The organism is Gilliamella sp. wkB18 (assembly GCF_001690875.1).
GTDB lineage: Bacteria > Pseudomonadota > Gammaproteobacteria > Enterobacterales > Orbaceae > Gilliamella > Gilliamella apicola_A.
This window is the reverse complement of the sequence record NZ_LZHM01000049.1, coordinates 35,384-48,996: the sequence shown is the minus strand read 5'-3', so window position 1 is coordinate 48,996 and position 13,613 is coordinate 35,384. Positions and strand designations below refer to the sequence as shown.

Sequence of the window (13,613 nt, the reverse complement as noted above, 5' to 3'; positions counted from 1 at the left end):
TGAATTTATCCTCACTAGTAGACAAAGTTATCGATAAATGGTTGATTAATAATTTAGATATAAATAACAAAAATATTTGTAATTAAATGTGTCAGAAGATAAATAATTAAACGCAACTAAAATATAATCTCTGTCTTGATGAATAGTATGGTAGATAAACCAATTAAGGCATTTTGGGGTAGCTACATATTAAAAATTATCTTTAATTTACGTAATAAAAACCCAGACATTATGTCTGGGTTTTTATTTTTTGTTAAATTGATAGTTAGAAATCTAAATTAGCAGCTTTAAGCGCATTTTCTTCAATGAATAATCGTCGAGGTTCAACTTCATCCCCCATTAGTGTTGTAAATAGCTGATCTGCTTCTATAGCATCTTTGATAGTCACCTGTAACATACGTCTGCTGGTTGGATCCATGGTAGTTTCCCACAATTGTTCAGGGTTCATTTCGCCTAGACCTTTATAACGTTGAATAGTCAATCCTCGACGTGATTCCTTAATTAACCAATCTACTGCTTCTTCAAAAGATTGAACTAATTGTTTACGTTCGCCACGCTGGATAAATGCACTTTCTTCTAGTAAGTCTTTGAGCTGTGCACCAAGGTGGCATATTTTGCGGTATTCATTGCTGTGAATAAATGCTTGATCCAATGTATAATTAGTGTCAACACCATGCGTTTTGATTTTTATTACAGGTTGGTGCAACTGGGTATGTTCGTTGTAGCTAGTTGCATAGTTGTAACTGCTGCCATGTTGTTCTTTGTTTGTCAGCTTTTCGATAAGTGTTTTTGCCCAATTTTCGGCTAGTTGTTGATTTTGTAAAATACTTTCGTTTAATACATCATGATAAACCAATTCACAAAGCAATGCTTTAGGGTAGCGACGCTCCATTTTGGTGATAAGCTTTTCAACTTTTTGATATTCTGCAATCAATTGTTCTAATGCTTTACCAGCAAGTGCAGGGGCATGGTCGTTAACATGTAACGAGGCATCTTCAAGCGCTAAGGCAATTTGGAATTGCGTCATTGCATCATCATCTTTAATATATTGTTCCTGTTTGCCTTTTTTAACTTTATATAAAGGCGGTTGTGCAATATAAACATAGCCACGTTCGATGATTTCAGGCATTTGGCGATAAAAAAATGTTAATAATAAGGTGCGAATGTGCGAACCATCGACATCGGCATCGGTCATGATGATGATGCTGTGGTAACGCATTTTGTCTGGATTGTATTCATCACGACCAATTCCACAGCCAAGAGCGGTAATTAATGTTCCGACTTCTTGCGATGAGAGCATTTTGTCAAAACGAGCTTTTTCGACATTTAAAATTTTACCTTTAAGCGGTAAGATTGCTTGATTTTTGCGGTTGCGCCCTTGTTTTGCTGAGCCCCCTGCTGAGTCCCCTTCCACTAAGTACAGTTCAGAAAGCGCTGGATCTTTTTCTTGGCAATCAGCAAGTTTACCCGGCAAGCCACCTAAGTCTAATGCACCTTTGCGTCGTGTCATTTCACGTGCTTTGCGCGCAGCTTCACGCGCTCTTGCTGCGTCGATAATTTTGCCGACCACAATTTTTGCATCGGATGGATTCTCAAGCAGGTATTCGGCTAATTTTTCGCCCATAACCGATTCAACAGCTGATTTGACTTCTGATGAGACTAATTTGTCTTTGGTTTGTGACGAGAATTTAGGATCAGGCACTTTGACTGATACAACTGCAATTAAACCTTCTCGGGCATCGTCGCCAGTGGCGCTAATTTTAGCCTTTTTGCTGTATCCTTCCGCTTCCATGTAATTGTTTAATGTACGAGTCATGGCTCCACGAAAACCAGCTAGATGTGTTCCACCATCACGCTGAGGAATGTTATTAGTAAAGCAGTAGATATTTTCTTGATAACCATCATTCCACTGTAATGCTACTTCGACACCAATATCGTCTTTTTCGGTGCTAAAATAAAAAATTTTAGGATGAATCGGGTTTTTATTTTTATTAAGATATTCAACAAAAGCCTGAATTCCACCTTCGTAATGATAATGCTCGCTTTTTCCTGTGCGTTCGTCAAGTAATTTTATTGATACCCCTGAGTTTAGGAAAGAGAGTTCACGAAGTCGTTTAGCAAGTATTTCGTAAGTAAATTCAATATTAGTAAATGTTTCAGGACTTGGCCAGAAGCGAACGTATGTACCTGATTCTGTGGTTTCACCAATGATGTTAAGAGGTGCTTGTGGTACACCTAAGTTATAAACTTGTTGATGAATTTTACCATCGCGATAAATAATAAGTTCTAATTTATCGGATAAGGCATTAACAACTGAAACCCCAACGCCATGCAATCCTCCAGAAACTTTATATGAGTTGTCATCGAATTTACCCCCTGCATGTAATACGGTCATGATAACTTCAGCCGCTGAAATACCTTCTTCTTCATGAATACCGGTTGGAATTCCGCGACCATCGTCACGTACAGAAACCGAGTTATCAGGGTGAATGGTTACTTCAATATGCTGGCAATAACCCGCTAATGCTTCATCAATGGCATTATCGACCACTTCGAAAACCATATGATGAAGTCCTGTTCCATCATCAGTATCACCAATATACATACCTGGACGTTTACGGACAGCATCAAGCCCTTTGAGTACTTTTATGCTAGAAGAATCATAAGAATTAGACATGGATTTCTCGACTTAATTGATTGTTTATATCATTCTGTATATTTGCGAAATTATACCAGATTTTATGTGAAAAATCTTATCATTTTCATCGATCATATGGGTAATTTGATCTTGGCTAACTGCGGTAATAAACACTTGTGAATTTGCTAATTTTAATCGCTTTGCTAGCAAATCACGTTTATTGTGGTCTAGCTCTGAAGCAAAATCATCAATCAAGTAAATACAAGATTGTGAATTTTGTTTTGAATAATATTCACCTTGAGACAAACGTAAAGCACACATCATTAGCTTTAGTTGCCCCCTGGATAAGAGATCTTCAACAGGTATATTATCAATACGTAATTTTATATCTGCTTTATGTGGTCCTAGGGTGGTGTAATTAAGGAGCTTATCGCGATCGTATTGTTTTTGTAGTTGTTCGGAGTAATTAATTCCATGCTCCCAACCTTGATAATATTGGCAATTAAGTTGATATTCGGGCAAAAAATCACGGCAAGTTTGAATAATTTCAGGAAAAATATGTTGTAAATAATCGGCTCGAATTTGGCTGATTTTTTCGGCAAGTGGGACAATTTCTTTGTCCCAATGTAATAATTGTTTATAATTATGAGATTGTTTTAAAAGTGCATTACGTTGTTTAAATAGGCGTTTTAAATTGTTCCATAAATGAACAAACTCAGGATAATGATGAAAACATCCCCAATCGATAAATGTACGGCGATATTTGGGGCCACCACTCAATAAATCAAATCCCTCAGGTGTCACTAATTGTATTGGTAATAATTTGGCTAAATCGGCTAATCGAAAGCCTTTGTCTCCATCTATTTTTATTTTATTTTCATTATTTCGTGATTTTGAAAGGCCTATTGAATGGACTTGCTGATTAGTATTTTTGATCTCACTAAATAATACAAGCTCAGGTTGTTCATGCTGAATAATTCGATTTGATTGGGTGTGCCTAAATGCTCGTCCATGACCAAGCATATAGATGGCTTCAAGTAGGCTGGTTTTGCCACTGCCATTATCACCAACAATGAAGTTGAAATGCGGCGATAAAACAAGTTGCGCATAATCAATATTGCGAAAGTTGTGAACGTTAATGGTTGATAGAGTCATATACTGTCAATTATTCCGGCCGAAGCCGGAAAAGTTGAGTTAAATTTGATTATAAGCGCATAGGCATAACAACATAAGTTGCAGATTGGTCATTGATATCTTCAATTTGGACACTGGATGTTGCATCAGTTAATAATAGTTGTACGATATCGCATTTTAATGTATTTAATATGTCTAGTAGATAGGTCACATTAAAGCCAATTTCAAGTTCTGCAGATTCATATTTTACATCAATAACTTCTTCTGCCTCTTCTTGTTCTGGGTTATTGGCAGTAATTTTTATTTGGTTGTTATGTAGATGAAGTCTGATGCCACGAAATTTCTCATTGGATAAAATAGCCACGCGTAATAGCGCATTACGTAGCTCATCACAGGATACTTCAAGCGGCTTATCAGGATTGCGTGGTAATACTCTTTTGTAATCTGGAAATCTTCCGTCAATCAGTTTGGATGTAAAGGTAAAATCACCAAGGTTAACTCTAAAATTATTATTTCCAATTTGAATATTAACTGGATTCTCATTATCACCAACTAGTTTTGCAAGCTCAATTACTCCTTTTCTAGGTAAAATAACAGCACAAGAAGCAGTGATATTTTGACCAATTGGTTGAGCACAAACAGCCAATCGATGTCCATCTGTTGCCACAGATTTCAATAAACCATCCTCAATCTCAAATAACATACCATTTAAGTAATATCTAACATCTTGGTTAGCCATAGAAAATTGGACTGCATCGATAAGACGTTTGATCGTTTTTTGTGGAACAGAAAGATCGATGTCACTTTGCCAGTTTTCTAAGTTGGGGAAATCATTTGCGGGCAGTGTTGATAAAGAGAATTTGCTGCGCCCTGATTGAATCATTAATCGATTATCATCAAAAGTTATTGATATTTGGGCATTATTTGGAAGGTTTCGACAAATATCGAGAAACTTTCGTGCGGGCACTGTAGTTGCACCTGGTTCATTGGCCTCGGTTAAAGGCAAATGGGAAATCATTTCTATCTCGAGGTCAGTTCCTGTCATCGATAACGTGTTATCACTCACTTGTAGTAATAAATTTCCTAAAATAGGTAATGTTGGGCGGCTACTTAAAGGTGCACTAACAAGTTGCAGTGGTTTGATAAGTTTTTCGCGATCAATAATAAATTTCATAATGTTGATTCTTATTCAGGTTGATAATGTTCGAATTAAATTGGAATAATCCTCTTTAATATCATTGCTTTCTTCTTTCAATTCTGCGATCTTTCTACATGCATGTAATACAGTAGTATGATCTCTTCCACCAAAGCCATCACCTATTTCGGGAAGACTTTTATTGGTTAATTCTTTAGCTAATGCCATTGCGACTTGTCGTGGTCTTGCCACAGAACGGGAACGCCGTTTAGATAGCAAATCAGATATTTTGATTTTATAATACTCGGCAACAGTTTTTTGAATATTTTCAATCGTAATTAATTTTTCTTGTAAGGCAAGCAAATCTTTTAAAGCATCTTTAACAAAATCAATAGTAATTGATTTACCTGTAAAATTGGCATTAGCAATAACCCGATTAAGTGCACCTTCTAGTTCACGAACGTTGGAACGTAGACGTTTAGCAATAAAAAAAGCAACTTCTTCAGGTAATCTAATATTATTTTCTTCTGCTTTTTTCATTAAAATTGCGACCCGTGTTTCAAGTTCTGGTGGCTCAATAGCAATAGTTAGTCCCCAGCCGAAACGAGATTTTAGGCGATCTTCAACACCATCGATTTCTTTAGGGTAGCGATCGGATGTTAAAATGATTTGTTGGTTTCCTTCTAATAATGAATTAAATGTGTGAAAAAATTCTTCTTGAGATCGTTCTTTATTTGCAAAAAATTGAATATCATCAATAAGTAATGCATCTACAGAGCGGTAGTAAATTTTGAATTCTTCGATAGCATTATTCTGTAAAGCTTTTACCATGTCCTGAACAAAACGTTCTGAATGCATGTAAACAACTTTGGCATTAGTTTTTATTTCCATTATTTGATTGCCGACTGCATGTAATAGATGTGTTTTACCTAAGCCAGTGGAGCCGTATAAAAATAATGGGTTATAAGCTTTACCAGGATTTTCTGCTACTTGTTTGGCAGCAGCAACAGCTAGTTGGTTAGATTTACCTTCAACAAAACTATTAAAAGTATGTTTATTATTAATACCAGAATGATAGGTGTGATTATTATTGCTTTCTTTAGTTATTTTCCATGCAGGCATAATGTCTGCTTTAGCGTGATTATGTTTTGCCTTTTTGTTAGTAGACAAAGTTGATCCAACTTCAAGATATAATTTAAGTGAATCATCATTAAAAAGTTTATTTAATAATTGAGATATAGTAGTTAAATATTTATTTTTAACCCAATCTAAAACAAACCTGTTGGGAGCATAAATATAGAGTTTATTATCAACCAGTTCCGCTTGTAAAGGGCGAATCCACAAGTTAAATTCCGTTGTAGGAAGTTCTTCTTGTAATTGGGAAATACATTCTTGCCATATAGCGGTAGGCACAAGCAACTCCTTTAGTTTTTATTATTAACAGCGAGCTAGTTATTATATCCCTTTTTGTGGGTAATTTATAGAACCATAATATATAATTTATTTTCTAAAAGATTTAGCCAATAAAAAACCCGGATTACCCGGGCTTTTTATGTTTACAAGTAAACAAAATTAGTGAGTTGTTTCTCTAATTTCTTGAACTTGTTGAAGATTACGTGCTTTAACTTCAATTTGTACACGACGATCTGGTGCTAAACATGCTTTTAAGTCAGCACCACGAAGGGTATTACATTTTTCACCAGTAACAGGTTGAGATTTACCAACACCACGAGCACTGATAATATCAGATGGAACACCCTTAGATACTAAGTAACTCATCACAGAATGAGCTCGTTTTTCTGAAAGTTTTTGGTTATAGTTGTCTGAACCGATACGGTCAGTATGACCAATTACAACGATAGCCGTTTGAGTAGGATTTAGTTTAACAAGATCTGATAATAATTCGTCTAATGCTTGGCGACCTTTTTCTTTTAGGTCAGCTTTTGCATAAGCAAATAAAACGTCAGCATTTAAATCATACACTCTTTCTTGAGTTTGAATTACAACTGGTGCAGGAGCAGCAACTGGTGAACCTAAACGGTAAGTAATACCTAAGCTTAAAATACCTGCGTCTGGGGAGACATCAGTTTTAGTATGAATATGATTAACATATTGATATTCTAAACGAGTAGATAAATCATCATTTAAGCGGTAATCCATACCTAAAGCAAATACTGGTGAAACATCAGTTTTTGTTCCGCCACGACCAAAGTCTTCTTTAACATATCCGCCATTTTTCCATTTAGCAATAGTTACCATAGCACCTAATCGGCCATAAACATCTAAATCATCATTAATAAATGATAATGGGTAACTTAATTTACCAGTTAAAGACACGCCTTGAGCTGAAACTTTGCTATTACCCATGTCATGGTCTCTAGTATAACCAAAGCCATAATGATGAGCACTTCTTTTATATTTAGCTGAACCTAACCAGTCATAGCCTAATTCAAATGCTAAGTAAGGGTTAGCTTGGAAACCGATGAAACCACCACCAGCGATATTGCTATGATCAGATGTTTTTATAGAAGCAGATTCGTAAGCACGAACTTTATTTGCATCTAAATTATAAAAATCTGACCAACCTAATTTACCACCGACGTAAAAAGTATTTTCTTCATACGCTGCATTTGCTGCATTTGCCGTTAAGCTTGCAACTGCTACAGCTAGAGCTAATGTTGTTTTTTTCATTTTATTGCCTCAACTTAAATGTTGTTATAGACGTTGTTTATTTTCCTTTTTTTAAATTTCACTTTAAATTAAAGGAATGATTACTTATTGTTTTTGATTATGATACACATAATTTAGTGTGGATTATAGCATATATAATACGCAAATCTAGAACTAATGGCATTTAATGTAAAAAAAATTTACATAATATTTCCAATGATTTTATTAATAGCGATGTGAAAATCATTGATTGTATTAGATAAAGTGCTTGCCATAATAAAGAAATCGGCCTCAAGTCGCTTATCTGACTCATCCGTACTGATGTCTTCATTTTCATCTAAAATAATAGAATCAAATTTGATTCTTTTAAATGTTAGATCTGTATTGACGATAAAGCTAATACCTCTTTCATCAATAATTTTAATTTTAGTTATCCATTTCCCTGAATTAAAATGAACTAATATTTCATCGCTTGTAATTTCTTGATTTTTACAACTGATAATACCGTTCCCTTCAAGAGGATCTTTTAGCTCTGCCTGATCGCCTAAAATAAATGGAGGAAAACTTAATTTTTCTTTAACCCATGAGGTCATGACTTGTTCAAGTGGTTTGTCGATTGATAAGGGCGTTAATGCTAGCGAACCTAGTTCTTTACGTAAAATTGCTAGAATATCTTCAGATTGTTTAAAGCTGCTGCAATCAATAATAATGCGTTTATTGTGCGTATCAATCCATAACCAATAATAATTATATTTACTAAATGCTCTAGGCATTAAATCTATCATTACTTCATCTTTTAGTATCGTTTTTTCATTCTTTGATAATTTTCTATTTAACAACTGCTCTTGTTTTTCAATTTTTTCTAATAATGCCTGTTTGATTACTGGTGACGGTAATATTTTTGTCTCTTTTTTGATGCGTAATAATAGATGCCCTTGCATATCGATAATAAAATCATCGTAATTTTTATCATGATAAGGTGATACCCAACCTATTTTTGTTGTATCTAAATTACCGCATGGAGTAAATAGATGTGATTTTAGTGCTTTTTCAATTGAATCTTTATCCAGTAGTGTATCGTTATTAAGTTGGTAAATAATGGCGTTTCTAAACCAAAGCATACTATTTTTCCTAAAGTTTTAATCTATGAAGTCGTTTTTAATTATTAGTAATATTACACATAATAAGTTATGTTGTTTTATCTCAATTTTATTTATCTCACTCAAAATTTATAAGAAATCCCCATATAAATTGATGTAACAGTACTATTATCAACCATGGGGCTTTTTGAGACATCACCAGTTAATTTATCGACATGGATTCCACCAAAAGTAGCAAAATGATTGTTTAACATATATTGCACTGCTATTTCGACATAAGGAGTAAATGTATTATCTGGATTAAAGTACTTTAATCCTGAACTATAAGATTCTTTATGCGATATGCCATAGTAGTAATTATTATGTTTTTTATTTGCCCAATTTATGCCAATAGTTGGAACAATAATTAAACTCTCTTGTATAATTGGTAAACTGTAATCAGCATTGATTAAAATACTATTGCTTTCACCTAACATATCTTTGCCAACATTGCTAGAAAAACTTCCCCATTTTGTGTCAATTGAATATTCGATTTGAGCTAATAAGGTTGTATGACGTGACTTTAACTGTTTCAGTTGGTGGTTATTTGATTCATGGGGGGTAAATTCGTTAGATAGATAGCGAGTACCAATAGAAAAACTTTGATTGCCTTGTTTATAAGCATAGACGCCAGCAGACAGGTCATCGATAAAAAATAGACCATTATCATAATCAATATGAGGGATGGGGTAATAATTTGTACTGTAGCTTTTGTAGGGTGAATTCGATCTGCCGACACCAAAACCAATGGATGTGGGATTAGCTATTGCAATTTGGATAGATCCTAAAGCTAGGATTGATAAAATAAAAAGTTTATAAGCTGTTTTTTTCATTTTTTATGCCTATTTTATAAAAAGTGCTCTCCCGTTGCTAGTTATACAAATTTATTAGTGTGTATTTAACTGTTTTTATTGCCGTCACACAATTTATACATTAACTGTACATTGTAACAAACCAATTTCTTGAATAATAATGCCACATTTTATCATGTTTGAATATGGATTAGTGAGATAAATTATGAGTAAACCAACTTTAGAAATGATTAATAGTCGCCCTGATGATGCTACGCTATTGGCCGATGAAGCTAAATATTGTTCTTTTGGTGATACTGTGCATTATGTTGAGCCACCAAAAATCTTTGACGGTTGTGAAGGTAGCTATATGTATGACAAAGAAGGCAAAGCTTTCCTTGATTTACAAATGTGGTATTCCGCATGTAACTTTGGTTACGCTAATGAACGTTTAAACAATGTTCTCAAAAAGCAAATCGACACGTTACCACAATGTGCTAGCCAATATTTACATCCTACAAAAATTGAATTAGCCAAAACCATTGCTCAAGGTATGGAAAAGCGATTTGGTTACGAAGGTCGTGTACATTTCAATGTTGGTGGTTCTCAATGTATTGAAGACTCATTAAAATTAGTTCGTAATGCATCAGGTGGTAAATCATTAATGTTTGCTTTTCAAGGTGGATATCATGGACGAACTTTAGGGGCTTCATCAATCACATCAAGTTACCGTTATCGCCGTCGCTATGGTCATTTTGGTGATCGTGCGATGTTTGTTCCATTTCCATACCCATTCCGTCGTCCAAAAGGAATGACAGCAGAAGAGTATGGTGAGCATTTGGTTGCAGAATTTGCGCGCTTATTTGAAACCGAATATCATGGCGTTTGGGATCCAAAAGTTGGGCAAGCAGAATACGCTGCATTTTATGCTGAACCTTTACAAGCAACAGGTGGTTATATTGTTCCTCCTCGTAATTACTTTAAAGGTCTTAAGAAGGTTTTGGATCAGTATGGTATTTTATTAGTCGTCGACGAAATCCAAATGGGCTTTTATCGTACTGGTAAACTTTGGTCAATTGAACATTTTGATGTTAAGCCAGATGTTGTGGTTTTTGCTAAAGCATTAACTAATGGTCTTAACCCACTTGGTGGTTTATGGGCGCGTGAAGAATTAATTAACCCTGAAGTGTTCCCAGTTGGTTCAACACATTCAACATTTGCATCAAACCCACTAGGTACGGCAGTTGGTCTTGAAGTGTTGAAAATGACTTCTGAAACCGATTATGAAAAAATGGTTATGGATAGTGGTGCTTACTTCCTTGAAGGTTTAAAAACACTTGAGAAGAAACATAAAGAAATTGGTGAAGTTGATGGTTTAGGTTTGGCACTTCGTGCGGAAATTTGTACAGAAGATGGTTTTACAGCTAATAAAGCCTTAGTTGATAAAATGGTTGATATTGGCATGTCAGGTGATCTTGATTGGAAAGGCACCAAAATGGGCTTAGTACTTGACATCGGTGGTTACTATAAAAATGTGATTACTTTTGCACCATCATTACATATTTCTCGTCAAGAAATTGATCAGGGCATTGAACTTTTAGATCAATTAATTACGCGAGCGAAAAGAGAGCTTTAATTGCTTAATTCTCATCTTCCCGTCAATGTTTATTGGCGGGACTGCGTGTTACAGCCAATCATAGATTTAACGTTATGAAATACATCAACCAGTTAGAACCAAATGAATTAATAGAAAATTTTTTAAATCATCCTCCACAAGATTTTTCTGTATGGCTTAGTGAAGATGGTGTACCTATTTTTTCTGCTAAGTTTAATCTACTTACTACTGCGGATGATGATTTCAGGTATAAAGTTCAGAAACTTCCGTTTTATCATAAATGGCGGTGTTATTTACAGCCCAATACTTGTTTCGTCGGTGCTACTGTTTCGGAATATGCGTTATTAAATGATAATGTTGAAGCAAATCAATTAGCTGAAAATCTAAAAACGGCTTATGCTAAACGATATCCTTTTTTAATTGTTAAAGATATACCTATTGCATCACCTTTACTGTGTGAAAAAGATAATGACTATTCATTACGCCTTATTTCATCATTAAAAGCACAAGGCTTTATTGAAGTTGAAGGGCAAGCATTGGCTTGGGTACCGATTGATTTTAGTGATATAAGTGAAGTCTTTTCTCGTTTTTCTTATAGCCGGCGTAAAAATTTTAGACGAAAACTAAAATCACGTGAAAAATTAAATATTAATGTTTTGCATAGTGGTGATGATTGTTTTTTTAATGATACTGTTATAGATGAGTATTATCAATTGTACCTTAATGTTTATCAGCAAAGTGAAATACATTTTGACTTATTGACCAAACCGTTTTTCACCCAACTATTACAATGTAAAACCCAAAATGCGCATATAGTGACTTATTATCATGATGATAAATTGGTTGGGTATAATATTTGTTTTGTAGTTAATAATATGTTAGTTGATAAATATATTGGCATGGTTTATCCACAGGCAAGAGAACTTAATCTCTATTTTGTAAGTTGGTTTGTTAATCTTGAATATGCTTTGCAGCAAGGCTTTAGTCACTATATTGCAGGCTGGACTGATCCCGAAGTAAAAGCTTCGTTAGGTGCAAAATTTACCTTTACTAAACATCTTGTCTATATTCGCAATCCATTATTAAGGGGTGTATTGCGTAGATTCATTGGTTATTTTGAAAATGATAAGGAGAAAGTAGCATGACATGCCCTATTATTCTCGATTTTGATAGAAGTGTTGGTCAGATTTGTCATGCTAAAACGATTGATTTTACCCAGTGGCAAGACGCAATACGCTTTGGTTGTACTAAAAAGACGTTTAACCGATTTAACCATGTGTTACAGCAATTTTTACCAGAAAGCCATGGTACGGTACTCATGGGTAGTGGTGATTTTCATCATATTTCATTATTGCTTATTGAACGTTTAGCACAGCAATATTCTGCCGATAACCCGATTCAAGTCGTGATTTTTGATAATCACCCTGACAATATGCGCTATTTGTTCGGTATCCATTGTGGATCATGGGTAAGTTACGTGGCAAGTTTGCCTTTTGTGAGCCATGTACATGTACTTGGTATTACTTCTCATGATATTGGGATTACACATTGTTGGGAGAATCGATGGGCACCACTGCTTCATAAAAAGCTGACCTATTGGAGTTTAGATGTTAATGTTGCATGGGCTAAAAAAATGGGCTTAGGGCATGCTTTTAGGCATTTTATTACACCAGATGATCTTATTGCTAACTTCCTATCAGAACAATATCATAGCGCACAGCCTGTTTATATGTCGATTGATAAAGATGTATTGAGTGAAGAGGTAATTCACACCAACTGGGATCAAGGTAAATTACAAACTTATCATCTACTGGATACTATTTCTTCAATTAAATCTAGAATTATTGGCAGTGATATTACAGGTGAACTATCAATATGGCAGCCATCAAATTGGTTTAAGCGTTTTCTTAGCTCGCTTGATAAACAACCTACCATATCACCAAATGACCTTCACAATTGGCAGCAAGAGCAATATCAGCTTAATTTGACATTATTAAAGGCATTATCTGTATGAATTTTTGTAAAAAAGCTTCAGGAAAGTACGTGGTTAAGTATAAAAATCACCTACTTTCCTTGCTATATTGGAACTTAACGTTGAAGATCGTTTGGCTTTTGTTTAGATAATTTACTTTCTGCTAACGCTAAAAAGAAAATACCTGAAACAATTAATATTGCACCAATTAACTTGAATAATGTAATCGGTTCGTGAAATAGCCAGATTGAAACCACCATAACAGTTACAACTTCAAAGTGAGATGCCGCAAAAGCAGGGCCTACAGGAGCTTTTTTTAGTAAAGTCATCCAAGTAAAAAAAGTTAAAATATACCCCGCTATTGAGATATAAATCCATGGATTAGTAAATACACGAACTAGCCAATCAACGTTCATAGCCAATGGTGCTGCATGTATTGCAGTTAATTTAAAACTACACTGAGCAATGGTGTCAAAAAGCAGCAATACGGTAAATCCAATTATATAAAATCTGGCCATA

Annotated in this window: 11 protein-coding genes; 3 read left to right on the top strand and 8 right to left on the bottom strand. The window is 34.7% G+C overall.

Annotated features, from left to right (window positions below; genetic code table 11):
• Positions 1-265: 265 nt before the first annotated feature.
• From gyrB to A9G48_RS05355, 7 genes are all read right to left on the bottom strand, one after another.
• Complete coding sequence (gene gyrB / locus A9G48_RS05385) at positions 266-2,677, bottom strand: DNA topoisomerase (ATP-hydrolyzing) subunit B (protein ID WP_034948532.1); 2,412 nt, start codon at positions 2,675-2,677, stop codon at positions 266-268.
• Positions 2,678-2,701: 24 nt separating this feature from the next.
• On the bottom strand, positions 2,702-3,793 hold the full coding sequence (gene recF, locus A9G48_RS05380) for a DNA replication/repair protein RecF (RefSeq protein WP_034948529.1): 1,092 nt from the start codon (positions 3,791-3,793) through the stop codon (positions 2,702-2,704).
• A gap of 49 nt (positions 3,794-3,842) precedes the next feature.
• Positions 3,843-4,946, bottom strand: a complete 1,104-nt coding sequence (gene dnaN, locus A9G48_RS05375) for a DNA polymerase III subunit beta (protein WP_034948526.1) — start codon at positions 4,944-4,946, stop codon at positions 3,843-3,845.
• 15 nt (positions 4,947-4,961) lie between these two features.
• Positions 4,962-6,320 (bottom strand): chromosomal replication initiator protein DnaA, encoded by a 1,359-nt coding sequence (gene dnaA, locus A9G48_RS05370; protein WP_034948523.1) that lies wholly within the window; start codon positions 6,318-6,320, stop codon positions 4,962-4,964.
• 159 nt (positions 6,321-6,479) lie between these two features.
• Positions 6,480-7,598 carry a porin OmpA gene (ompA, locus tag A9G48_RS05365; RefSeq protein ID WP_065575901.1) on the bottom strand — a complete coding sequence of 373 codons (1,119 nt, stop codon included), beginning with the start codon at positions 7,596-7,598 and terminating at the stop codon, positions 6,480-6,482.
• Positions 7,599-7,777: 179 nt separating this feature from the next.
• The gene (locus A9G48_RS05360; RefSeq protein WP_034948520.1) at positions 7,778-8,698 is read right to left on the bottom strand and encodes a recombination-associated protein RdgC; all 921 of its coding nucleotides are present in this window, start codon (positions 8,696-8,698) and stop codon (positions 7,778-7,780) included.
• Between the two features lie 101 nt (positions 8,699-8,799).
• On the bottom strand, positions 8,800-9,549 hold the full coding sequence (locus A9G48_RS05355) for a MipA/OmpV family protein (RefSeq protein WP_034948517.1): 750 nt from the start codon (positions 9,547-9,549) through the stop codon (positions 8,800-8,802).
• Positions 9,550-9,733: 184 nt separating this feature from the next.
• Between A9G48_RS05355 and A9G48_RS05350 the strand changes: the two genes are divergently transcribed.
• The 3 genes from A9G48_RS05350 to A9G48_RS05340 all read left to right on the top strand — a co-directional run bounded on the left by A9G48_RS05350 (position 9,734) and on the right by A9G48_RS05340 (position 13,136).
• Positions 9,734-11,143 carry an aspartate aminotransferase family protein gene (locus A9G48_RS05350; RefSeq protein ID WP_141670393.1) on the top strand — a complete coding sequence of 470 codons (1,410 nt, stop codon included), beginning with the start codon at positions 9,734-9,736 and terminating at the stop codon, positions 11,141-11,143.
• Positions 11,144-11,217: 74 nt separating this feature from the next.
• A complete protein-coding gene (locus tag A9G48_RS05345) occupies positions 11,218-12,267 on the top strand; it encodes a GNAT family N-acetyltransferase (protein ID WP_034948514.1) in 1,050 nt (349 codons plus the stop codon).
• Positions 12,264-13,136 carry an arginase family protein gene (locus A9G48_RS05340; RefSeq protein WP_034948511.1) on the top strand — a complete coding sequence of 291 codons (873 nt, stop codon included), beginning with the start codon at positions 12,264-12,266 and terminating at the stop codon, positions 13,134-13,136. The genes A9G48_RS05345 and A9G48_RS05340 overlap by 4 nt, the downstream gene beginning before the upstream one ends.
• Positions 13,137-13,210: 74 nt before the next feature.
• On the opposite strand, the gene A9G48_RS05335 is transcribed toward A9G48_RS05340, so the two are convergent.
• The gene (locus A9G48_RS05335) at positions 13,211-13,612 is read right to left on the bottom strand and encodes a DMT family transporter (RefSeq protein ID WP_034948508.1); all 402 of its coding nucleotides are present in this window, start codon (positions 13,610-13,612) and stop codon (positions 13,211-13,213) included.
• Between the last annotated feature and the right edge of the window lies 1 nt (position 13,613).

Bases quoted from the DNA above. Each gene is read 5' to 3' on its own strand.
- A9G48_RS05345 (WP_034948514.1), top strand. From the start codon at position 11,218: ATGAAATACATCAACCAGTTAGAACCAAATGAATTAATAGAAAATTTT.
- A9G48_RS05350 (WP_141670393.1), top strand. From the start codon at position 9,734: ATGAGTAAACCAACTTTAGAAATGATTAATAGTCGCCCTGATGATGCT.
- gyrB (WP_034948532.1), bottom strand. From the start codon at position 2,677: ATGTCTAATTCTTATGATTCTTCTAGCATAAAAGTACTCAAAGGGCTT.
- A9G48_RS05355 (WP_034948517.1), bottom strand. From the start codon at position 9,549: ATGAAAAAAACAGCTTATAAACTTTTTATTTTATCAATCCTAGCTTTA.
- A9G48_RS05360 (WP_034948520.1), bottom strand. From the start codon at position 8,698: ATGCTTTGGTTTAGAAACGCCATTATTTACCAACTTAATAACGATACA.
- dnaN (WP_034948526.1), bottom strand. From the start codon at position 4,946: ATGAAATTTATTATTGATCGCGAAAAACTTATCAAACCACTGCAACTT.
- recF (WP_034948529.1), bottom strand. From the start codon at position 3,793: ATGACTCTATCAACCATTAACGTTCACAACTTTCGCAATATTGATTAT.
- A9G48_RS05340 (WP_034948511.1), top strand. From the start codon at position 12,264: ATGACATGCCCTATTATTCTCGATTTTGATAGAAGTGTTGGTCAGATT.
- A9G48_RS05335 (WP_034948508.1), bottom strand. From the start codon at position 13,612: ATGGCCAGATTTTATATAATTGGATTTACCGTATTGCTGCTTTTTGAC.
- ompA (WP_065575901.1), bottom strand. From the start codon at position 7,598: ATGAAAAAAACAACATTAGCTCTAGCTGTAGCAGTTGCAAGCTTAACG.